Raw genomic sequence first — 20618 nt, forward strand, 5'->3', positions numbered from 1 at the left:
TCGCGTCGACGCGCTTGGGCGAGAACGGCAGCTTGTGCTCGAGGAGCACCTCGACGTGGTCCAGACCGGCATCGTGGACGTCGGCGAGCAGCGCCGGAAGGCTCTCGCGCCAGGACCTGACCTCACTCGCGCCGACGGCGCTGTCGAACACGATGCGGGCCTGTCGCACCAGGAGATCGTCCAGCTCCCGGGCCTCGGCCCGGGAGCGCAGGGTGGCCGCGTTGTGACGGACCAGGGCCACGGGGGAACCTCCACAGGGCACGCGTCATCGGCGTGCGGGTGTGGAGGCAGCGTCGGGAGGCCCCGGTGCCTGGCGGTCCGCGGTGGCGACCCTACGTGACCGACCGGTCGCAACGACCTACCGGTGCGGCCGCACCACCGGCCGCGGCCGCATCGCGGGCGTGAGATCGTCGTCGGTGTCGACCTCCTCGACGACCGCGGGCCCGTGCGCCGGCCCCGCCACTCCGAGGAACGGCCGCACGAACCGCGCGGTCCGCTCCATCACCTCGTCGTGCACGTCGGCGCGCACGGTCGACGGCTGGGCCTGCACGATGATCTCGCCCGCCCACGGCAGGGCGGGGTCGGCCAGCAGCTCGTCGATGATCCGGCCGGTCGAGTGGCCCGCCGGCAGCGGCCGGGACAGCGCGACGCGCGGGACCCCGCGGGCGTAGGTCCAGTACCGGGCCAGCTCCGATACGACGTCGCCGTCCGACGACGGAGGCCTGCCCGACAGCACCCCCACCCCACGGGCCGCGGCGGCGTCCACCGACGACGGCGTCGCCGTCGCCCACCACACCCGCTGCGCGGCGAGCGCGGGCGGCAGCATCTCCAGCAGGACGTCCAGCGCGGCGACGGTGTCGCGGTGCCGGTCGTCGTGGTGACGCCCGAACCGTCGCGCCGCGTCGGGGTCGGCACCCGCGCCGATGCCGAGCTCCAGGCGTCCGCCGGAGAGTGCGTCCAGCACACCGGCGTCCTCGGCGAGCCGGCGCGGGTCCTCCAGCGGCAGCGCGACGACGGCCGTCCCCAGCCGGATCAGCCGCGTGCGTTCGGCGACCGCGGCCAGCAGGACCAGCGGCGACGGCAGCCGCCCACCGAGATGCCCGTCGTGGTGCTGGGCCACCCAGAACGAGTCGTACCCGAGCTCCTCGGCCCGCTCCGCCAACCGGATCGTCTCGCGGTAGGCGCGTGACGGATCGTCACCGGTGACGTGCGTGAGGTAACCGAGCCGCATGGCGACGCAGCCTAGGCCGGGTCCCCTCCGGACCCGGCGGAGGACCGGGGTGATGCGGGTGCGGGGTGTCCCGGCTCCGGTACTCTCCGGCTCGCCGCGGCGGTAGCTCAATTGGTCAGAGCAGCGGACTCATAACCCGTCAGGTTGCCGGTTCGAGCCCGGCCCGCCGCACAAAGGTGCAGCTCGGGACGATCAGCAGGTCCGCGACCTCGGTGACGTCCGCCTCGCGGGCGCGGGCGGCGCGCAGGGTGAGCGGCCCGTCGAGCACGCGGCGCCGGACGGTGTGCTCGGGCTCGTCGAGCTCCCGGGGGCCGGGCTCAGGCGGAGCGGAGGTCGACGCCGGTCACCGGAAGCCTGTCGAGGCCCCGGACGGTGTTGTTGAGGTGTCGGACCGGGGTGCCGATGTGGATCCGCCGCACGCGCTTCGCCAGGGCCGCGATGATCGACTGGGCTTCGATCCGGGCGAGGGCCTGCCCGGCGCAGGCGTGGGTGGCGTAGCCGAAGCTGAGGTGGTCGGTGGGGTTGCGGGTGACGTCGAAGCGGTCGGGGTCGGGGTAGTGGCGCTCGTCGCGGTTGCCGGACCCGTACATCACCAGGACCTGGGCGCCCTCCTCGACGACGACGCCGTCGATCTCGACGTCCCGGGTGGCCCGGCGGCCGAAGACCTGGACGGGCGCGTCGTAGCGGAGGACCTCGTTGAGCGCACTGGGGACGAGGGTCGGGTCGGCGCAGACTCGGTCCCACTCGCCCGGATGGACGGCGAAGAGGTGTACGGCGTTGGAGATCGTGTTGATCGTGGTGTCCAGACCCGCGGCGGCGTAGGCGGACAGCAGCGGGAGGCACGACTCGTGCTTGATCCGCCCCTCGTCCGCAGCCTGGAAGATGGCTCGGCCCATGCTGCCCTCCTTCAGGTTGGCGGCGGTGAGGCCACCGACCCAGCTGAACATCTCGCCTACTGCGGAGAGTCCGTCGGCGGCCCGGGCGTTCATCGGGCCGAGCACGGTGAACGTCGCGTCCGCCCAGCGCAGCATGTTCGGGCGGGCCTCGTCGGGCAGGCCGATCAGGTCGAACACGACGGAGAAGGGGAAGGCCGTGGCCAGGTCGGCGACGGCGTCGAAGGTCCCGCCGGCGAGCACCCTGTCGACCAGGGTCTCTGCCCGCTCGGCGATGTCGCGCTGCAGTGGGCGGACCGCGCGGGGGCCGAGTCGGTCGGAGAGCACCGCGCGCAGCGCGGTGTGTGCGGGCGGGTCCGTGGCCAGCACGGTGCCGACCAGCATCTGGGAGACGGGTTCGTTGAGGGCGACCCCGGCGGCGGAGAAGGCCTCCCAGTCGCCGAGGGCTCGACGGACGGAGTCGTAGCGGGGGAGCGCCCAGGCGTCGAGCGCGTCCAACCGGACGGCCGAGCCCCGGTCGCGCAGGTCGCGGTAGGTCGGGTAGGGGTCGAGGAGGGTGTCGTCGGCGAAGAGGTCGACGTCGGAGCGGGGGGTCTGGGCGGCAAGCGTCATTGCTGGTCCTCCGGACTAGGTGATGAGGTTGTCGGGTCGGGTGAGTGCACGGAGCCGGGTGATCGGGATGCGTCGGTTGACCGCGGCGGCGGTGCCGGGCTCACCCGGCCAGCCGAGCAGGAGGCCGCCGTCCGCGCGTGAACGGCCTTCGACGAAGGTGGGGTCGCCCACCGCCGGCGTCGGGCCGCTGATGCGTACCTTGAGGCCGAATTGCTCGGTCCAGAACAACGGGTCCGGGACGAGCGGGGCCGCCGCGTCGCCGTCGAGGAGGGCCGCGGCGGCGGTGCGGGCCTGCTCGATCGCGGCGTTCCACAGCGGGGTGCGTCTCGGGCCTTGGACGGTCGGGAAGGCGGCCACGTCCCCGGCAGCGACCACGGTCGGCGACACCCGGCATCGGGTGTCGATCGCGATGCCACCGTCGACCGACATCCCCGACGACCGCAGCCACTCGACCTCGGGGAGGCAACCGACCGCGCTCAGCACCAGGTCCCCCTCGAAACGTCGGCCGTCGGAGAGCTCGGCGGCCGGAGTCCCGTCTGCGGTTGCACGCAGCCGAACTCCGCCAGGATCGTCAGCGATCAGCGCCCCCCGCCGTTCTGCGGCAGACCTCAGCAGTTCGGCGAGGTAAGGACCGAGCTGTGTGCGTAGTGGAGGCTGCCGGTCGACCAGGGTGACGGTGGATCCGCGATCCAGGCACGCCGACGCCAGCTCCATGCCGAGGATCCCCGCCCCGACGACGAGGACATGCGGTCTCGCGGCCAGCAGGCGGTCAAGGGCCAGGGCATCGTCGAGGTCGCGGAACGTCGTCTCGACGACCCCGGGATCCGCTGCGCCCAGGTCGGCGAGTCGGCGAGCGCGGGCGCCGGTCGTGATGGCGAGCCTGTCGTAGCGGATCCGGTCGCCGCCGGCCAGGACGATCTCGCGCCGATCCTGGTCGAGTGCGACCGCCGCGGTTCCGATCCGCTCGTCGACCTCGCAGGACAGTGGAGGAAGGGTGATGTCGGCGAGGCTGTCGGTCCCCGCAAGGACCCCCTTGGAGAGGGCGGGCCGGTTGTAGGCGACGTGAGGCTCGGCTCCGACCAGAGTGATGTCGCCACCGAACCCGCGGCGGCGCAGGGTGTCCACGAGGGTGGAACCCGCCAGCGAGGCTCCCACCACCACGATGCGGTCCCGGTCCGTCACCCCGCTGGTCGTCCCGGCCGTCATCGTGCTCTGAGCGCGGCGACGGGGCAGACGCGCACCGCCTCCTCCGCGACGAGGGCCGCCGAGGTGGGGACGTCGGGGACATCGAGCACGAGATCGCCGTCGTCGCCCAGGTGCATGAGCTGCGGCGCCGCCTCGGCGCACAGGCCGTAGCCTTCACAGCGGTCCCGGTCGATGTTCAGCTTCACGGCAAGTCCTCGGTGAGTCGTGGATCGGGCCTGCTGCGTGGTCAGGTCTGGAGCGGTGTCGTGTTCGGCAGCCCCGTGTCCAGGGCGAATCCACACATCAGCATCTGGGTGCTGAACGCGATGTGGTCCCGCAGGAGCTCGGCTCCGCGGACCTCGTCCCGGTTCACCGCGGCGTCGGCGAGGGCCCTGTGCTCAGCAGCGGGATCACGGTCGTTCTCGGAGATGAACGGCGCCGCCCAGCGCCGGTAGAGCTCGGTCTCGGCTCGCAGTCCCTGGCTGATCTCGATGAGCCTGCGGCTGCCACACCCGGCGAGCAGGGCCGCGTGGAAGTGCTCGTGGGCGAAGTACCAGGCGTCTCCGCGCTCGCCCTCGATCGCCTCGCGTTCCCGGATCACCAGCAGATGGTGGGCCGCGACGACCTCGGCCTCCCACTGCGCGTCCCCGCCGAGGATCGCGCGCCGGAACGCCAGGCTCTCGATCTCGACGCGGGCGGCGGTGAGATCCGTCAGCTCCTCCACCGACAGTGCCGCGACGGTGTAGCCGAGGTGCGGCTGCAGGGTGACCAGCCGCTCGGAGGTGAGTCTGGTGAGGGCCTCGCGCACCGGTCCGACGCTTGTGCCGTACTCCGCGCAGAGCTCCGGGAACTTGAGACGACGCCCGGGTGTGAGCCGCGCCGTGAAGATGTCCGCGCGCAACCGCTCGTAGAGCTCGTCGGCACGTGTGCCGGATCCACTCCGCTTGACCATGGCGGGGACTGTAACCACAAGAAGATGATGAGGCTAACTTTTCAAAGTTACCTTGACACGCGAAAGTCGTCCACGTCAGAGTTCCCTCGGTCCCGCCGACAGCTCGACCGGGCCCAGGAGGCCGGGGAGGCCCGCGCGGGGCTCGACGGGACCGACTTGTTCGCGCTCATCGCGGGTCTCGCGTGGCTGGGCGACCAGCCCGCCCTCGCCGCACGTGCCGGGCACCTCTTCGACGTGGTCGCCCGCCCGGCTCTCGTGGCCGAGCCTGTGGTGTCGCCGTCGGGCGGGGCGGGGGACGGCGGCTGAGGCCGGTGGGCTCCGACGCGAACGCCCGGCCGGCCGGGAGGGTGGGACGGTCCGTCAGCCCGGGAGACGCCGGCCCGCCGGGTCCGGTGCGGGTGCGGCGGGGCCGAAGATCTGCCCGAGAGTGCTCAGGACGCCGCCGGCCGGACCGTCGGCGTCGATCGAGTAGTAGCGGTTCCGGCCGATCCGTCGTTCGGTGACGAGCCCGGCGGCGCGCAGGATCCGCAGGTGGGTGGACACGGTGGTGCGGGCCACGCTCGTCGCCCTGGTCGCGATCTCGCCTGCGGAGCACTCCGCGTCGTCGGCCAGGATCTCGAGGATGCTTCGGCGCGTGGGGTCGGCGAGCGCGTCGAAGGCCACGTCCACCGCCCGGTCGTCGGTCGAGGTCATCGGGCCGGCCCCACGTCAGAGCCCGGCGGGGAGTCGTCCGGCTCCCGCCGCGGCGGCGACGTCGATCTCGCCGGTGCCGAGCGGGTCGGGCAGCGCGTCCCAGCCGTCGGGCCCGAGACCGATCTCGGCGTCGGTCAGCAGGCACGCGTCCAGCTCGGCGAACAGGGTGTCGCGGTCGATCCCCTGGCCGATGAAGACCAGCTCCTGGCGGCAGTCGCCGACGGTGTCGTCCCAGTTCGCGGTGATCGCCTCGCGGCGGTAGTCCTCCGGCCAGACCTCGGCGGGCAGGAACCGCCACCAGTGGCCGATGTAGCCGTGCCGGATGAGGTGACCGGCCTGGGAGATGCTGCCGATGTCGGTGATCCGGGCGGCGTTCCAGAAGTAGCCCTTCGCCCGGAGCAGCCGTCCGTTGGTCCATTCCCGGGTGAGGACGTCGTGCAGGCGTTCCGGGTGGAACGGCGCGCGGGCCCGGTACAGGTGCGAGGCGACGCCGTACTCCTCGGTCTCCGGGACGTGCTCGCCGTTGATCTCCTGCAGCCAGCCGGGTGCGGTGGCGGCGCGTTCGAGGGAGAACAGCCCCGTGTCCAGGATGCGGTCCAGCGGCGCACGGCCCTCGGACATGGGGATGATCTCGGCGACGGCGTTGAGCCGGCGCAGGATCTCGGTGAGCTCGGCGACCTGCCCGTCGAGCATCAGGTCGGTCTTGCTGATCAGGATGACGTCGGCGAACTCGACCTGGTCGACCAGCAGGTCGGAGAGGTCACGACGGTCGTCGGGGGAGTCGGCGTCCACCCGGCGGCCGGCCCGGAAGTCCCGCAGGAAGTTCACGCCGTCGACGACGGTGACCATGGTGTCGAGCCGGGCGATGTCGTCGAGCGCGCCACCGGCGGGGTCGACGAAGGTGAACGTCTCCGCGACCGGGAGGGGCTCGGAGATGCCGGAGGACTCGATCAGCAGGTAGTCGAACCGCCCCTCCCGCGCGAGACGGGTGATCTCGCCGAGCAGGTCGTCGCGCAGGGTGCAGCAGATGCACCCGTTGGTCATCTCGACCAGGCGTTCCTCGGAACGGCTGAGCTCGACCTCGCGGGCGATCTCCGAGCCGTCGATGTTGATCTCGCTCATGTCGTTGACGACGACCGCGACCCGGCGGCCGTCGCGGTTGTTCAGCACGTGGTTGAGCAGGGTCGTCTTGCCCGCTCCGAGGAAGCCTGACAGGACGGTGACGGGAAGGCGGGTGTCGATCATCGTCGGTCCTCTCGTCGCCGGCCGGCGACCGTGGTGGTGGGGTCGGACGGCCGGGCGGGCCCGTCGGTGCGGGCCCGCCCGGAGGGAAGCGGTGGATCAGGCGACGCGCTCGAGGTAGCCCTCGAACAGGTCGACGACCACCGCACCGGCATCGGTGTCGTCGCCGAAGAGCTCCGCGCCGTCGAACTCGACGTGGTAGCTCGGCTCCGAGCCGCCGTCACTGCGACCGTGACCGGCGGCGTCGGGGAACGGCCAGGTCATCCCGGTGCGGTGCTGCACCGTGCCGACCTTGCCCCGGCAGAAGGCGGGGTAGCGGACGTGCCCGGCGAAGTGGTCGTCGGTCACCCGGACCTTGTCGCCGATCTCGAACGTCTCGCGGCCCTCCCGGGCCGGACGGCCGGGTGAGGTCGCGGGCAGCGCGAGCGGGAAGGGACCGCCGGTCGCGGCCTCCAGCTCGTCGTGGGTGAGCACGCCCTTCTCGACCACGAGCGTCGCCGCACCGATGATGTAGCGCTCGTAGTACGGGGTGGTCAGGTAGTGCTTCGGCTCGATCCGCTCGACCGCGTGGCGCACCTCGTCGAGGGTGAACCAGCCGTTGGTCACGCCGAGGAACAGCAGGCTGTAGCCCAGGTGCTCCCAGTCGTACTTGAAGGTGTCGCCGATCGGGCCGTTGGCGGTGTGCGGAACCGGACCGAAGCCCTGCTTGCCCGCGAGGTCGTGAACGCCGTCCATGGGGGTGTCCTCCGTTCGCTCAGGTGTTGGGGTGCTCGACGACCACGTCGGCCGAGGGCAGCGCGACGCCGATCAGGCAGTCCTTGGTGACGATGCCCGCCAGGCGTTCGGCGTCCCAGCCCTCGGTCCCCGCGGGGCGCATCGGCAGGACCATGTAGCGGGTCTCGGCGGTGGTGTCGTAGACCTTGATCTCGACGTCCTCGGGGATCGTCGTCCCCAGCTCCGCCAGCACCCTGCGGGGCTCCCGCACCACCCGGGCGCGGTACTCGAAGCCCTTGTACCAGGTGGGCGGCAGACCCAGGATCGGCCAGGCGGTGCACGAGCACAGCGAACACACGATGACGTTCTTGACCGTGGGCGTGTCGGCCAGGGCACGGATGTACTCGCCCTGGGCGCCGAGGTAGCCGTACTGGGCGACGGCCGCGGTCCCGTCGGAGAGCAGCAGCTCGCGGAACTCGGGGTCGGTCCACGCCCGGGCGACGAGCTCGGCTCCCCGGCGCGGGGTGTACTCCTCCTCGAAGGTCTTCTTCCAGCCCTCGTTGAAGCCTGCGGGGATGAGCCCCTTGGCCTCCAGCGCGTTCTTCAGTGCCCAGGCTCGGTCGTCGGCGGGGGCCTGCTCGGGCAGGCCGGTGCGGTTCTGGTGGGCGGCGAGCGTCACGGATGCTCCTTCGGGATCGTCGTCGGTGCTCGGTCGGGTGGGGAGGTGGTGCGCGAGGACTGCGCGGGGATCGACGGGTCCGGCCTCACCCCCCGACGCCGGAGAGCGGCGGTCGGGCGGCCCCGACCGAGGCGGTGAGGGCCGGCGGAGCGGGGAAGCCGCCGACGGCCTGCTCGAAGGTGTGCGCGACCCGCAACACGGTCGCGTCGTCGAAACGCCGGCCGACGATCATCAGCCCGGCCGGTAGGCCCTCGACCAGCCCGGCGGGGACACTCGCGGCGGGGTGCCCGGACACGTCGAACGGGGCACAGTTGCCGACCATCCCCAGCGCGGTGGGCAGGTAGGTGCCCAGGTCGGCGTCGAGACCGAGCAGCTCGGGTGCGGTGTAGGGCAGGGTCGGCATGACCAGCACGTCGTAGCCGGTCAACGCCTGGTCGTAGGCCGCGCGCAGTTCCAGGGCCAGGTTGCGGGCCATCCCGTAGTAGGCGCCGCCGCCGTGACCGAAGGTGTAGCCACCCGACAGCCCGACGAGTTTGACGGTCTTGGACAGCTCCGACCCGCGGGCGTGGCGCCGGCGGTGGTAGTGGCCGATCAGCTCGGGGTCGTAGAGGCCGGGGTAGTTCATGCCGTAGGCGTTGCCGTCGACCATCTGGTGCGCGGCGCCCTCGGTGGCGATGACGTTCCAGACCGCCATACCGTCCAGATGCCAGGGGATCGAGATCTCCTCGGCGACCAGCCCGGCCCCGGTCAGGGTGGTGATCGCCGCGCGCACGGCCTCGTCGACACCCGGGTCGCTCTCCGGACGGCCGAAGCCCTCGGTCACGATCCCGACCCGCAACCCGGCCGCAGACTGCTCGAGCGCGGCGAGGTAGTCGACCGGGTCCAGCGTGGTGGGCTGGCGGGCGTCGAGCCCGTCGACCCCGGCCAGGACCCCGAGCATCAGCGCGGCGTCGGACACGGTGCGGGTGATCGGGCCGAGGTGGTCGATCGTGGCCTCGATGGGGAACGCCCCGGTGTAGGGGACCAGCCCGTGGGTGGGCTTGTGCCCCACGGTCCCCGAGAACGCCGACGGGATACGGATCGAGCCGCCCTGGTCACCGCCCACGGCCATGTCGACCGCGCCGGACCCGACCAGCGCCGCACTCCCGCTCGAGGATCCGCCCGAGACCCGGGTCGGGTCCCAGGGGTTGCGCACCGGCCACGGCCGGGAGGTGAAGCTGGCCCCGGAGAAACACAGGTCCTCACACATCGCCTTACCGGTGATCGTCGCCCCGGCCGCGAGCAGCCGGGTCGCGACCGTGGCGTCGCGGGAGGGGACGAACCCCTCGACGGTGGCCGACCCGTTGGTCATCGGCACCCCGGCGAGGGAGATGTTGTCCTTGAGTGCCACGGTCCGCCCGGCCAGCGGGCCCTGCGCGGCGCCGGGTACCGAGGTGGTGACGTACCAGCCACCCAGGGGGTTGTCCGCGGGCTCGGACCACTCCCGCTGCGGTGCCTGCGGCGCGGTGGCGCGGTAGAGCTCCTCGACCCGCTCCGAGGACGCGAGGGTCGCGGTCACCGCCGGGCCGAACTCGGCCAGCTCGGCCTCCGACAGGCCGAACGCGTAGTGCTCGTTCAGGGCCGCCAGACGGGCGGCGTCGGGAGGTGGAATCGCCATCGAGCGGTGCTCCTCACATCCGGGGATGACGAGAAGTTATGTGCGCCAGCCGTACATGTCAACAAGTTTTGACGAATTGACGTGACGGGGGCGCCCGGCGCTGTCGCGCCCGGCGGGGCGAGGGTCGCCGCCGTGGGGTCGCGTGGTGGAGGTGACCGGTACCGGTCGGCGCGTGCCGCGGGATCCCGAATACGTCGAATCACCCGCAATGGGAATATCTATTCATTCCACTGATCAGGGGAGTATCCACACCCGCAGTAATTGCGCGACACAATGGTGTTGTGGGAATTGAAAAGATCTCCGCCCGGGTCGATCGTCGTCGGTAGCCGGTACGGGCTCCCACCCGTTCCAGGTACCGGCACGGACAGGTCGCCCGCCCGTATCGGGTGTGCGGCCCGAACCCACCAGGAGATCACACGTGCTGAAGAAGGCTGGACTCATCGTGGCCGCGTCCGCGGCGTCGTTGCTGGCTGTCTCGCCGATGGCGTTCGCCTCCGAGGGCCACCACGACGGCCACCGGGACGGGCACCACCACGCCGACGGCATCGACAAGAGCGCCGACGGGCTGATCGCGGGGCTGAACGGCAACAACGTCGACGTCCCGGTCCAGGCCTGCAACAACAACGTCCCGGTGAACGTGCTGGGTGTGCAGGTCCCGGTCGAGGACGTGGCCGGCGGCAACGGTCTCACCGGCGCCCTGGGCGTCCTGGGTGCGGGCAAGGCGAAGTCCGGCGACTCGGTCACCGCCCAGCCCGACAACTGCGCCCAGAGCGCCGGTGCCGGGGACAGCGTCGGCTGAGCCACGACGCATCCGTCGTGACGGCTCCGGGGACCCTCCTGTGTCCCCGGAGCCGTCACGCTGCTCCGCGGGGCCGCCTCCACCGGCGAGGGCGGTCCTCAGTGCCGGTGCGGGCACCGGTGTCCGGCGTCGTCGAACAGCGTCCGGACCCCGGAGACGGCGAGGGTCCGCTCCGCCGGGTGCGAGGGGCGGTGGGCCAGTCGCAGGTGGGTCCTGGTCCGCCCGGCGTGGTGGAGCCCGATGAGCAGGGCGGTGAGCCCCGAGGCGTCGATGAAGTCCACACAGGACAGGTCGAGGGTGACGCAGTCCGACACCGCCACCCAGTGCTGCAGGTAGCGGGACAGGGCCGGGCTCGACGCGCGGTCGACCTCGCCGACCAGGTGCAGCTGCACCCGCGGGCCGGGCCGCAGCACCGCCGTCACCCCCAGGGTGTCGGTCCTCAGTGGCGGGCCGGTACCGGACCAGCCCGGAGCCGGGTGGTCGCGGCCCCGCCGCGCGGCGGGCCTGCGGGGGAGGGGCGGCCCCGGCGACCGGTCGTCGTCCGCTCTCGGGAAGGGCAGGGAGGACATCCGGTCTCCTAGGTCAGCACGTCGTCGATGACGACCGTGATCCGGGTCGCGGTCAGGTCGGTGAGCGCACGGATCCGCTCGGCCACGGTGGCCCGGACGCGGTCGGCCAGTGCGTTGAGGTCCTCGCCGTAGTCCGCGGCCAGCACGATCTCGACCGCGGTGCTGGCGCCCGCCACCCCCACGACGACGTCGTCGCCGGAGTCCGCCGCGTCGGTGAGCGTGCGGCTCAGCGCGACCCGCACCCCGGGCACCGACTGCGCCGACCGCCGCGCGGTCACCACGACGACCCGCGCGGCGATCCGGGTGACCCCGTCCGGGCCGGGCAGCACCGCGTGGTCCGGGTCGGACAGCACGCCACGGAGCCGGCGCACGAGCCGGTCGAAGCGCCCCTCCGGAGCGATCACCTCCTCCGCCACGAGATCGGCCATCGGCATCCACAGCCGGCCGTACTCGCCCAGGGCGGCCTCGCAGTGCACGCAGTCCCGCTGGTGGTCGTCCCGCAGGTGCCCGCGTCCGCCCGCGACCTGGTCGAGGAGCTCGTCGGCGGACCGGCCGCAGCGCAGCAGGTGCTCGCGCTCACCCGGCTCGTCGTGGATGCTCATGCCCACTCCCGCAGGGTGTCGAGGAGGACGCGGCGCCCGCGGGACAACCGTCCCCGGACAGTGGACTCCGAGACGTTCAGGATGGCGGCCACCTCCGCATAGCGCATCTGCTCGACGTCGACGAGGACGACCGCGGCACGCAGGTCCGGAGGCAGCGCGGTCACCGCGTCGAGCGCGGCGCGGGCGCGACCGCGGGCCACCGCCTGGGTGTCCGCGCCCGGGGAGGTGACCACCGAGGGGTCCTCGAGGGGCTCGTGCTGCTTGCGGCGGGCGATCAGGTTGAGACAGCGGTTGACCACGATCCGGTACAGCCAGGTGGTGAACAGGCTGTCCCCGCTGAACCCGGTCAACGCGGTCCAGAGGGTCAGGACGACGTCCTGGGCGACGTCCTCGGCGTCGTGGGGGTTGCCGACCATGCGCAGGGCGATGCGGTAGATCCGGTCGCGGTGCCGTCGCACCAGCTCCTCGTAGGCGTCGGGCGTCCCCTGTTTCGCCTTGGCGACCAGCCAGGCGTCGGCGGCCGCATCCAGCCCCGCGCGGCCGCCGTTCACCGACCTTCCCCGTCCTGCACGTCCGACCGCCCCCTCCGACTGTGCCGGGTCGGGGCCCGCCCCCGCGGGCCCCGACCGTCGAGGTGCGTGACGTCCTCCCCGGGTACGTCACGCGACATCGGCCCCCGCCCCTCGACATCTGTCGGACACGCGACTTCGTACATCGTCACGGATCGGTTCGGTGACCTCCGCCACTATCGTGTCGGTGTCCGGACCCGACCGGTGGGTCCGCTCACGGGGTGTGACGGTCGCGGTCCCGCGCGCGGCGGCGCACGACCGTGTGGACCGCCGCCCCCGCGACCGCGAGCAGCAGGGCCGCGAGCAGGACGTCCGCCGTCACCTGCTGCGCCGCGACGACCCGGGCCGCGGTCGTCGAGCCCCGGGCGAGCAGGCATCCCAGGGTGAACGTGACGAGCCCCCAGGTGGCGGCCACCGGGATGCTGACCGCCGCGAACCGGTGGTACGGCAGGACGCGGCTCGTGACGCGGGGGACCAGGGTGCGGACCACCGCGAACCACTGGCCGAGCACCACCGCGAGCACGGGGCGTCGCTCGGCCAGCCGGAGGACCCGGGCCGCCGCAGCCGGCATGCCGCGCCCGCCCCGCAGCGCCGCCGGGCCACCCCGTCGTGCCCGCCAGTAGCCCAGGCTCGGTCCGGCGGCGCCGGCGACGACGGCGGTGGCCCCCGCGGCGACGCCGGGCACCGCGCCGGTCCCGGCCAGGACACCCAGCCCGACGGTCACGCTGATGCCGGGCAGCACGACGCCGACCAGCAGACCCGACTCCGCGACCAGGGCCACGGCGGCGACGAGGAGCAGGCCCGCCCCGAGGCCGCCCGCGAGTGCCGCCATCCCGTCGACGATCACGGGATCGCGCGGCTCCGTCGTCGCCGGTTCCCGTCGCGCTGCGCCATCCGGCCGGACGCTAACAGAGCCCGGTGCGCGGCCGGACCGGTGCGCGGGCGGCGCCGGCACGCCACTCGGGCGGAGGTAGCGCACGACGTCCCGTCGCTGCTGATCTGGGTCTGTCCCCGCAGGACAAGCTCCCCGTCCAGTTTTGTCCGTCGGTTCCATCGGAGCACGTAGTGATTGGCGGCACTGTGACCCACACGACGTCGAGGTGCCGTGACCGGTCGGCCCCGCGGGACGACGCCGGTCCACCCGAGTTCAAGGAGGAACTTCCATGGCCGAGGTACTGGCCGAGGGCTACAACGTCTTCGACACCGGCAAGTCCCCCAGCGGAACCATCAAGTACCTGTCGTCCCCGGCCGACGTCATCTCGCTGATCCAGTCGGGGAAGCTGCAGGAGCACATCCTCCTGGTGCAGGGCGGCACGACCACCTTCCTGGCTCCCGCGCTCAGCATGGGCGCCATCGGTGTGATCACGATGTCCGGTGCCCCGGAGTCCCACCTGGGGATCCTGTCGCGCGAGTTCCAGACGCCCTGCGTGATGACCGCCCACCTCACCAGCAGCGACTCGCGCTACGTCGTCGGCAGCACCGACCCGTCGCACTTCGACGAGATCGCGACGGCCCTCGACGGCCGCAAGGTCCGCCTGGACTGCACCGACGGGGAGGTCGGCCGCGTCGTCGCCGACGACTGACCCGGTCCCGACACGACCCCCTTCCACGACGCCGACGATCCGGGACAGGAGCACAGCGCAGTGACCGCAACCGAGGGCAAGAAGGCGACCTACAAGCAGCGATACGAGGAGGGCGACGACGGCCTCCGGTTCCAGGACCTGACCTACACCGGCAACTTCGTCGGCCTCGAGCCCGTCACCGACGGCATCAAGGGCGACAAGATGCTGAAGGAGCGCGCGAAGTCCGGCGTGCTGGAGAAGGTGTCCAAGGAGGACGTCCTCAAGGACCGGTTCAGCATCGACGAGCTGAACGACCTCAACAACTACCTGGCCTGGAACATCTGGGACGTGCTGGTCATGCGCGCCACCGAGGGCGTCAGCGGCATGATCCCCCGCCAGGAGTACGAGATCCTGGCCTTCATGCACGAGTTCTACCGCTGGCCGGAGATCCTGCGCATGACCACCACCGAGGTGGGCGCGCAGGGGGTCATGGACATCGGGGCCAGTGCGCGGCGCGAGATCGGCACCAAGGTCAACTCCGTGCACGACTGGTGCATCGGCGCCGTCGGGTTCGGCATGGGCCGGTGCGGCCTGCTCGCCCTGGAGGCCATCGGCCCGGACGACTACGTCGCCGAGTCCAACGAGATCCTCAAGTTCATGCAGCGCGTGCTGTGGGGCAAGCGCCAGGACGGCTACATCCTCAACTCCCAGGACCGCTACCGCTGCCGGATCCACGAGGAGGACTTCCTGCAGCAGCTCACCTCGCAGATCGAGCCCCTCGACCACGGCAGCCCGAAGCACGCGGCGTTCACCCAGTTCAACGCCGCCACCGAGCTGCTGGCCTTCCTGCACCACTACGACAACCGGCTCGGCCTGGGCGACACCGGGCCCTACGAGCTCCCGGACGGCACGCTGCTGATCCTGCGCGACCTGTTCGTGAACGAGGAGATCTACCACTGGTCGGACGTGAGCGAGGACGCGAAGCTCCCGCACGCGTACACCCTGGCCATGATCATCGACCCGGAGAAGATGGGCCTGGAGGAGATCCGGGTCAACGACATCTCCACGACCTTCACCCGCCCGAAGAACTACATCGAGGCCATCATCGGTGGGGCGGTCTTCGCCCGCGAGAAGTGGGACACCCCGATGGGCGAGGTCTACCCGATCGCCGTCGACGACCTGCCCGACCACCTGGGCCGGGTCCAGCAGGCGACCCTGAAGCTGTACACCAAGACGTCGAAGATGTGCCGCCGCGACCTCATCTGGAACGGGCAGTACGTCTACTACATCGACATGATCCTCCCGCACCTGCGCAAGGCGGGGACCTACGAGAAGGCCTGCCGCGACTACGACCTGTGGGAGATCGACCAGCGGGTCTCGAACTACTACTACGAGATCACCAAGCGCGGCTTCGCCCAGGAGACGGTGCCCAGCAAGATCTTCTCCGGCGCCGGCTACCTGCCGTTCTCCGACAAGGCCGACCTGCGCAGCTCGAAGGGACGCTGGCTCTAGACCCGCCGCGCCGGCCCGCCCGCGGGCCGGCCCACCGACGAGCCGACCGGACCGGGCGGCGTGGCGCTCCCCGCCACGCCGCCCTGCCACGTGAAGGGACACCCATGTCCGCAGCCGTGCTGGACAAGACGGACTACGACGTCCTCGACGTCGTCGCCCTGAAGAAGATGGCGACCGCCCAGGTCGTCGCGGCGGCCTCCGGCGTCGCCGCCGACCGTGTCGACGCGGTGCTGGAGGACCTGGCCGGGCGGGGCCTCGTCGTGGTCGCCGGGGGTGCGGCGCTGCCGACCGACGAGGCGGAGCCGGCGCTGCGGGCCGCCGCCGCGGAGCACTACGCGCCGGTGCGCACCGACGACGACGTCCTCGCGCTCGTCGACCGGTTCGAGACCACCAACGCCCAGTTCCTCACGACGATGTCGTCCTGGCAGCAGATCGACGTCGGGGGACGGAAGGTCACCAACGATCACACCGACCCCGACTACGACGACAAGGTCATCGCCCGGCTCGAGAAGCTGGTCGCCCGCCTCACCCCGCTCCTGGAGGCGCTGGCCGGCTTCGACGGCCGCTTCGCGCTGTACGGACGGCGGTTCGAGGCCGCGATCGGGTCCGTCGACGAGGGACGTCACGAGTTCGTCGCCTCGCCCACCATCGACTCGGTGCACAACATCTGGTTCGAGTTCCACGAGGACCTGCTGCGCACCCTCGGCCGGGAGCGGACGGAGTGACCGTGGCCGAACCGCAGAGCACCGGGCGCCCGGGCGCACCGGCCGCACCGGGCTTCACCCGCACGTTCGCCGAGGCCGACCCCGCCGACGTCGACCGGCTCGGCGGCAAGGGGAGCGGTCTGGCCCGGATGAGCCAGCAGGGACTCCGCGTCCCGCCGGGGTACGTCATCGGCACCGACGCGTGCCGTCGCTACCTCGCCGAGGGGACGCTCCCGGCCGGGCTGGCCGACGAGGTCGCGGCCCGGCTCGCCGAGCTCGAGCGGGACTCGGGGAAGACCTTCGGCGACGGTCCGACCCCCCTGCTGCTGTCCGTGCGGTCCGGTGCGCCGGTCTCGATGCCCGGGATGATGGACACCGTCCTGAACCTCGGCATCGGGCGGGAGGCCGCCGTCGCGCTGGGCGCCGTCACCGGGGACGCCCGGTTCGTCGCCGACCTGACCGCCCGGTTCCACGCGATGTACGCCGAGACCGTGCTCGGCGCGCTCGACCCGGGCGAGGGGAGCGAGGCGCTCGTCGCCGCCGTCGACCCGGCCGAGGACGCGGGTGCGGTGTACGACCGCATCTGGTCGGCCTGCGAGGCCGCGCTGGAGGAGTCCGACGGCGAGTCCGTCCCGGCCGACCCCACGGCCCAGCTGTTCGGCGCCGTCGAGGCGGTCTTCCGGTCCTGGAACACCCGCCGGGCCCGGACCTACCGGGAGTTCCACGCCATCCCGCACGACCTGGGCACCGCCGTCGTCGTGCAGTCGATGGTGTTCGGCAACCTCTCCGACGACTCCGGCTCCGGCGTGGTCTTCACCCGCAACCCCGCCTCCGGCGAGCCCGGCCTGTTCGGGGAGTACCTCGCGCACGCCCAGGGCGAGGACGTCGTCGCCGGGACGAGGACTCCGGACCCGGTCGACCGGGCGCTCGCCCCCGCGCTGCTCGACGAGCTGCGGCGCACCTGCGCCGACCTGGAGCGCGACCGGGGCGACGTGCTCGACATCGAGTTCACCGTCGAGCGGTCCACCCTCTACTTCCTGCAGGTCCGCAGCGCCAAGCGCACCCCCGAGGCGGCGGTGCGGATCGCCGCGGACTTCCTGGCCGAGGCACACGTCGCCCCCGCCGTGGCCCTGCGCAACCTCAGCCCCGAACAGGTCCGCCAGGTCCAGCGCCCCGGCTTCGACGACGACGAGGTCGCCCGTGCCCGCGCCGGGGACCGGCTGCTGACCACCGGCATCGGGGCCTGCCCCGGCCAGGTCAGCGGGGTCCTCGTGCTGGACCCGGACCGGGCGAGGGAGCGCGCCGACGCCGGCGAGGACGTCATCCTGGCCCGCGCCGTGACCAGCCCGGCCGACCTGCACGGGATGATCGCGGCGAACGGCATCGTGACCGCCACCGGCGGCTCCACCAGCCACGCGGCGGTCGTCGCGCGGGCGCTCGGCACGTCCTGCGTGGTGGGCGCGTCGGCGATCACCGTCGACGAGGCGGCCCGCACCCTGGTCGTCGGCGGCCGGACCGTCGCCGAGGGCGACGAGGTCTCCCTCGACGGCGCCGGCGGGGAGCTGTTCCTCGGCCGGATCAGCACCGCGACGCCCGCGGCCGCGACCGGGGCGCTGGGCTCGGTGCTCGCCGCCGCGGCCGGGGCCTCGGGCTGCGAGGTGCTGGTGCGGGTGACGCTGCCCGCCGACGTCGCCCGCGCCCGCGAGGCCGGCGCGAGCGGGCTGGTCACCGCCGTCGACGACGTCCTGGCCGCCACCGGCCACCTGGACGGTCTCGTCGAGGAGCTGCTGTCCGACGCCGGGGTGCAGGAGCGCTTCGACCGCGTCGCGGACCTGGTGGAGCAGGAGCTCACGCCGCTGCTGGACGCGGCGGGGGACCTGCCCGTGGGGGTCCGCGCCGTGGACCTCGTCGCCGACGAGGCGCGGGAGCTGCTCCAGCAGACGGCGGTCACCACCCGGCACCCGGAGCTCGCCCTGCCCCTCGGCCGCCCCGCGCTGGTCGAGGCCCAGCTGCGCGGCCTGACCCGGGCGGCCGCCGCCGCGGGCCGTACGGGCGGGGTCCACCTCGCGGTGCGGCACCTGTCCGACCCGGCCGAGGCGGCGGCGCTGCGCACGCTGGCGACGGAGGTGCCGGGCGCGGTCGCCGTCGGCGCGTACCTGACCAGCCCGCGGGCGGCCGCCGGTGCGCCGGCCATCGCGGCGTGCGTCGACGTCCTCTGGGTCGAGGTCCGGGCGCTGCAGTCCGCGGTGTTCGGGATCCCGGCGCGCCAGCTGCTGACCTCCGACCCGCTGGACGACTACCTGCGGCGGGGGCTGCTGTCGGTGGACCCGCGCACCGCGCTCGACCCGGTCGTGCGGTCGCTGCTCGGCACCGTCGCGACGGCGCAGCGCGCGGACCTGCCGGTCGGCATGCGGCTGTCGGGCGAGGTCCCGGAGGAGGCGGCCGCCCAGCTGTACGGGCTCGGGTTCCGCCGCTTCGCCGTCGACGTCGACGGGGCCCGGCCGCTGGTGCTGGCGCTGGGGAAGGCGGCCCTGGGCGACTGAGGCCCGGCGCTCGGGGCCGGAGCGGCGGGGCGGCCCTCCCCGGACCGGGGAGGGCCGCCGCGGTGTCCGTGGCCCGGTCAGCGGCCGGTGGGCACCAGGAGTCCGTCGCGGAGCTGCCGCGGCACGGACGCGGCGATCCCGCGCCGCCGCGCCCAGCCGTGGGCGCCGCCGTGGTCGCGGTCGAGCGCGGCCAGGAACCCGCGGATCGTGTACTCGCGTGCCTCGTAGACCGCGGGCGGGACGACGTCGATGTGGTCGCGGTAGCGCGGCCAGGTTCTGAAGCGCTCGACGATCCGGACCATGTTGGGCCCCGAGCGCAGGTAGTCGGCGACGATCTCGTCGTCGTCGACGCCCAGCAGCCGCAGCAGGAGCGCGGTGACCAGCCCCGTCCGGTCCTTGCCCGCCGCGCAGTGCAGCAGCGTCGGGCGCCCGGCCAGCGCGGCGACCACCCGCACCACCGTCGCCAGCGGCGACGCCGGTGACGACAGGTGCTCCAGGGAGAACGACAGCGACTGCTCGTGGGCGGGCAGGTCCGAGACCGGGAGGTCGAGCAGGGGCGCGTTGAGGTAGCCGACCGGCCGCAGGGCGAGCGGCCCGCGGCCCTCCTCGACGGCCTCGGTCCCGCTCCGCAGGTCGACGACCAGCTCCAGTCCGAGGCCGGACACCAGGTGGTCGACGTCGGCGGGGGAGAGCGCCTGCAGGGTGTCGCTGCGGAACAGGGCACCGGGCCGGACCCGCAGGTCCGGACCGGCACGCAGCCCACCGAGGTCGCGGAAGTTGTAGACGCCGTCCATCCCGCGGGGCGGGGTCGTCATCCGCGCACCACCCGCCGCACGGCGTCGAGCATCTCCTGCCCGGCGGCCGGGCCCGGCGGCCCGGGAGACGCCTCAGCCAGGGGAACGGAACCCGAGCCAGGGGCGGTCCCCGCGACACCGGCCGCGGGAGTGAGGCCGGCCGCGGCGGTCCGGCGCCGGTCCCGGCGCACCCGGGCCGCGCCGTGCAGCGGCACCCGGAGCGGGTCGCCGCCGCAGCCGCACCCGCAGTCCCCGTCCCCGGCCGCCGCGTCCCGCCCCGGCGCGCCGGGGTCGTCGGACGGCTCCCGGGCGGAGCCGGTGCGCGGAGGGGTCGCGCAGGCGGGGGCCGTGCCGCCGGCCGGGACCGCGCAGGCACCACCCGGGGGGAGTGCGGCGGCGTCGCCCAGCAGGTGCGCGGTGATCTCCTGCGGCCACAGCGCGACGAACTCCGCCCCGGCGGCGAGCAGCTCGTCGGGGGAGTGCATCCCCCACGCCACCCCGACCGCGCGGATGCCGACCTCGACGGCGTCGCGGACGTCGCCCGCGGTGTCGGTGACCAGCACCGTGCTGGTGAGGTCGGGGGTCTGCAGGCGGCCGCCCTCGTCGTAGTCGGCGGAGCAGCGGCGCCCGTAGGAGTTCGCGGCGTCGGCGAGGAAGGTGCGCACGGCGGTGCGCTTGTCGGGGGCGACGTCGCCGCCGAACACGTGCGCGAAGCAGTACGCCAGGTCGTTGCCGGTGAGCACCCGTCGCATGACCTGCATCGCGTTGGACGACATCACCGCGAGCGTGCAGTGCCCGGCGAGCCGCCGGACGACGTCGGCGACCCCCGGGACCAGCGGCGGGTCGTACTCCTCGCGCAGCAGGGTGAGGAAGGCGTTCTTCACCTCCGCCGCGTGGGCCTCGTCCCGGCAGAGCTTCGCGATCGAGTCGTAGACGTTGCCGCGGAAGAGGTCGAAGTACTGCTCGGGTCCGTCCACCCCCAGCCCGAACCGGTCGTTGATCGTCGAGAACACCGTCCAGGAGGCGATGCGGGTCTGCACCAGCGTCCCGTCGAGGTCGAACAGCACGGCCTCGACGGGCGGCGGGGGAGTGGGGGTCACGTCCGT

Annotated in this window: 23 protein-coding genes and 1 tRNA gene; 7 read left to right on the forward strand and 17 right to left on the reverse strand. The window is 73.0% G+C overall.

Going from position 1 to position 20618, the window contains the following annotated elements:
* Positions 1-358: 358 nt before the first annotated feature.
* Complete coding sequence (locus KPL57_RS42735) at positions 359-1231, reverse strand: LLM class flavin-dependent oxidoreductase (RefSeq protein ID WP_226356093.1); 873 nt, start codon at positions 1229-1231, stop codon at positions 359-361.
* Positions 1232-1327: 96 nt separating this feature from the next.
* Between KPL57_RS42735 and KPL57_RS42740 the strand changes: the two genes are divergently transcribed.
* Positions 1328-1402, forward strand: a tRNA-Ile gene (locus KPL57_RS42740).
* On the opposite strand, the gene KPL57_RS67875 is transcribed toward KPL57_RS42740, so the two are convergent.
* Genes KPL57_RS67875 through KPL57_RS42760 form a run of 5 tightly spaced genes read right to left on the reverse strand, consistent with a single transcriptional unit; the run spans position 1371 to position 4873 of the window.
* Positions 1371-1499, reverse strand: coding sequence for a hypothetical protein (locus KPL57_RS67875; RefSeq protein ID WP_264198739.1), 129 nt, complete (start codon positions 1497-1499; stop codon positions 1371-1373). The two genes, KPL57_RS42740 and KPL57_RS67875, sit on opposite strands and share 32 nt — an antisense overlap.
* Positions 1500-1548: 49 nt before the next feature.
* Positions 1549-2736: a cytochrome P450 gene (locus KPL57_RS42745; RefSeq protein WP_226356094.1), complete on the reverse strand. Its 1188-nt coding sequence runs from the start codon at positions 2734-2736 to the stop codon at positions 1549-1551.
* A 15-nt stretch (positions 2737-2751) separates the two neighbouring features.
* Positions 2752-3897 carry an FAD-dependent oxidoreductase gene (locus KPL57_RS42750; RefSeq protein WP_308253092.1) on the reverse strand — a complete coding sequence of 382 codons (1146 nt, stop codon included), beginning with the start codon at positions 3895-3897 and terminating at the stop codon, positions 2752-2754.
* Between the two features lie 41 nt (positions 3898-3938).
* A complete protein-coding gene (locus tag KPL57_RS42755) occupies positions 3939-4127 on the reverse strand; it encodes a ferredoxin (protein WP_226356096.1) in 189 nt (62 codons plus the stop codon).
* Between the two features lie 41 nt (positions 4128-4168).
* Positions 4169-4873: a GntR family transcriptional regulator gene (locus KPL57_RS42760; protein WP_226356097.1), complete on the reverse strand. Its 705-nt coding sequence runs from the start codon at positions 4871-4873 to the stop codon at positions 4169-4171.
* Between the two features lie 156 nt (positions 4874-5029).
* Here KPL57_RS42760 and KPL57_RS42765 point away from each other — a divergent pair, with 156 nt between their 5' ends.
* A complete protein-coding gene (locus tag KPL57_RS42765) occupies positions 5030-5179 on the forward strand; it encodes a hypothetical protein (protein WP_226356098.1) in 150 nt (49 codons plus the stop codon).
* A gap of 54 nt (positions 5180-5233) precedes the next feature.
* Here the strand turns inward: KPL57_RS42765 and KPL57_RS42770 are convergent, their stop codons facing one another.
* From KPL57_RS42770 to KPL57_RS42790, 5 genes are all read right to left on the reverse strand, one after another.
* A complete protein-coding gene (locus KPL57_RS42770) occupies positions 5234-5566 on the reverse strand; it encodes a helix-turn-helix transcriptional regulator (protein ID WP_226356099.1) in 333 nt (110 codons plus the stop codon).
* Positions 5567-5581: 15 nt separating this feature from the next.
* Positions 5582-6811 carry a GTP-binding protein gene (locus KPL57_RS42775; protein ID WP_226356100.1) on the reverse strand — a complete coding sequence of 410 codons (1230 nt, stop codon included), beginning with the start codon at positions 6809-6811 and terminating at the stop codon, positions 5582-5584.
* 96 nt (positions 6812-6907) lie between these two features.
* On the reverse strand, positions 6908-7543 hold the full coding sequence (nthB, locus tag KPL57_RS42780; RefSeq protein WP_226356101.1) for a nitrile hydratase subunit beta: 636 nt from the start codon (positions 7541-7543) through the stop codon (positions 6908-6910).
* Positions 7544-7562: 19 nt separating this feature from the next.
* Positions 7563-8201, reverse strand: a complete 639-nt coding sequence (gene nthA / locus KPL57_RS42785; RefSeq protein WP_226356102.1) for a nitrile hydratase subunit alpha — start codon at positions 8199-8201, stop codon at positions 7563-7565.
* Positions 8202-8286: 85 nt separating this feature from the next.
* Positions 8287-9858, reverse strand: coding sequence for an amidase (locus tag KPL57_RS42790; protein ID WP_226356103.1), 1572 nt, complete (start codon positions 9856-9858; stop codon positions 8287-8289).
* 418 nt (positions 9859-10276) lie between these two features.
* Between KPL57_RS42790 and KPL57_RS42795 the strand changes: the two genes are divergently transcribed.
* The gene (locus tag KPL57_RS42795; protein WP_226356104.1) at positions 10277-10657 is read left to right on the forward strand and encodes a hypothetical protein; all 381 of its coding nucleotides are present in this window, start codon (positions 10277-10279) and stop codon (positions 10655-10657) included.
* Positions 10658-10755: 98 nt separating this feature from the next.
* Here the strand turns inward: KPL57_RS42795 and KPL57_RS42800 are convergent, their stop codons facing one another.
* From KPL57_RS42800 to KPL57_RS42815, 4 genes are all read right to left on the reverse strand, one after another.
* On the reverse strand, positions 10756-11226 hold the full coding sequence (locus KPL57_RS42800) for an STAS domain-containing protein (protein ID WP_226356105.1): 471 nt from the start codon (positions 11224-11226) through the stop codon (positions 10756-10758).
* Between the two features lie 8 nt (positions 11227-11234).
* On the reverse strand, positions 11235-11828 hold the full coding sequence (locus KPL57_RS42805) for an Asp23/Gls24 family envelope stress response protein (protein ID WP_226356106.1): 594 nt from the start codon (positions 11826-11828) through the stop codon (positions 11235-11237).
* Positions 11825-12379, reverse strand: a complete 555-nt coding sequence (locus KPL57_RS42810) for an RNA polymerase sigma factor (RefSeq protein ID WP_226356107.1) — start codon at positions 12377-12379, stop codon at positions 11825-11827. Before KPL57_RS42810 ends, KPL57_RS42805 begins: the two co-directional genes overlap by 4 nt.
* A 232-nt stretch (positions 12380-12611) precedes the next feature.
* Positions 12612-13229, reverse strand: coding sequence for a hypothetical protein (locus KPL57_RS42815; RefSeq protein ID WP_226356108.1), 618 nt, complete (start codon positions 13227-13229; stop codon positions 12612-12614).
* A gap of 331 nt (positions 13230-13560) precedes the next feature.
* On the opposite strand from KPL57_RS42815, the gene KPL57_RS42820 reads away from it, so the two are divergent.
* The 4 genes from KPL57_RS42820 to KPL57_RS42835 all read left to right on the forward strand — a co-directional run bounded on the left by KPL57_RS42820 (position 13561) and on the right by KPL57_RS42835 (position 18718).
* Positions 13561-13980: a PEP-utilizing enzyme gene (locus KPL57_RS42820; protein ID WP_178375381.1), complete on the forward strand. Its 420-nt coding sequence runs from the start codon at positions 13561-13563 to the stop codon at positions 13978-13980.
* A 60-nt stretch (positions 13981-14040) separates the two neighbouring features.
* The gene (locus KPL57_RS42825; protein ID WP_226356109.1) at positions 14041-15471 is read left to right on the forward strand and encodes a hypothetical protein; all 1431 of its coding nucleotides are present in this window, start codon (positions 14041-14043) and stop codon (positions 15469-15471) included.
* Between the two features lie 104 nt (positions 15472-15575).
* Positions 15576-16196, forward strand: a complete 621-nt coding sequence (locus tag KPL57_RS42830) for a hypothetical protein (RefSeq protein WP_226356110.1) — start codon at positions 15576-15578, stop codon at positions 16194-16196.
* A 2-nt stretch (positions 16197-16198) separates the two neighbouring features.
* Positions 16199-18718 carry a pyruvate, phosphate dikinase gene (locus KPL57_RS42835; protein WP_226356111.1) on the forward strand — a complete coding sequence of 840 codons (2520 nt, stop codon included), beginning with the start codon at positions 16199-16201 and terminating at the stop codon, positions 18716-18718.
* A gap of 77 nt (positions 18719-18795) precedes the next feature.
* Here KPL57_RS42835 and KPL57_RS42840 read toward each other — a convergent pair whose 3' ends face one another.
* Positions 18796-19533, reverse strand: a complete 738-nt coding sequence (locus KPL57_RS42840; RefSeq protein WP_226356112.1) for a tyrosine-protein phosphatase — start codon at positions 19531-19533, stop codon at positions 18796-18798.
* Positions 19530-20612, reverse strand: a complete 1083-nt coding sequence (locus KPL57_RS42845; RefSeq protein ID WP_226356113.1) for an HAD family hydrolase — start codon at positions 20610-20612, stop codon at positions 19530-19532. Before KPL57_RS42845 ends, KPL57_RS42840 begins: the two co-directional genes overlap by 4 nt.
* Positions 20613-20618: the final 6 nt, after the last annotated feature.

The sequence above is a fragment of the Pseudonocardia sp. ICBG601 genome (genome assembly GCF_020496245.1).

What these genes read in the sequence shown, in the direction of transcription:
- KPL57_RS42770 (WP_226356099.1), bottom strand. Translation starts at nt 5,566, where the DNA reads ATGACCTCGACCGACGACCGGGCGGTGGACGTGGCCTTCGACGCGCTC.
- nthB (WP_226356101.1), bottom strand. Translation starts at nt 7,543, where the DNA reads ATGGACGGCGTTCACGACCTCGCGGGCAAGCAGGGCTTCGGTCCGGTT.
- KPL57_RS42815 (WP_226356108.1), bottom strand. Translation starts at nt 13,229, where the DNA reads ATGGCGGCACTCGCGGGCGGCCTCGGGGCGGGCCTGCTCCTCGTCGCC.
- KPL57_RS42820 (WP_178375381.1), top strand. Translation starts at nt 13,561, where the DNA reads ATGGCCGAGGTACTGGCCGAGGGCTACAACGTCTTCGACACCGGCAAG.
- KPL57_RS42800 (WP_226356105.1), bottom strand. Translation starts at nt 11,226, where the DNA reads ATGTCCTCCCTGCCCTTCCCGAGAGCGGACGACGACCGGTCGCCGGGG.
- KPL57_RS42735 (WP_226356093.1), bottom strand. Translation starts at nt 1,231, where the DNA reads ATGCGGCTCGGTTACCTCACGCACGTCACCGGTGACGATCCGTCACGC.
- KPL57_RS42775 (WP_226356100.1), bottom strand. Translation starts at nt 6,811, where the DNA reads ATGATCGACACCCGCCTTCCCGTCACCGTCCTGTCAGGCTTCCTCGGA.
- KPL57_RS42805 (WP_226356106.1), bottom strand. Translation starts at nt 11,828, where the DNA reads ATGAGCATCCACGACGAGCCGGGTGAGCGCGAGCACCTGCTGCGCTGC.
- KPL57_RS42760 (WP_226356097.1), bottom strand. Translation starts at nt 4,873, where the DNA reads ATGGTCAAGCGGAGTGGATCCGGCACACGTGCCGACGAGCTCTACGAG.
- KPL57_RS42830 (WP_226356110.1), top strand. Translation starts at nt 15,576, where the DNA reads ATGTCCGCAGCCGTGCTGGACAAGACGGACTACGACGTCCTCGACGTC.
- KPL57_RS42745 (WP_226356094.1), bottom strand. Translation starts at nt 2,736, where the DNA reads ATGACGCTTGCCGCCCAGACCCCCCGCTCCGACGTCGACCTCTTCGCC.
- KPL57_RS42790 (WP_226356103.1), bottom strand. Translation starts at nt 9,858, where the DNA reads ATGGCGATTCCACCTCCCGACGCCGCCCGTCTGGCGGCCCTGAACGAG.
- KPL57_RS42840 (WP_226356112.1), bottom strand. Translation starts at nt 19,533, where the DNA reads ATGACGACCCCGCCCCGCGGGATGGACGGCGTCTACAACTTCCGCGAC.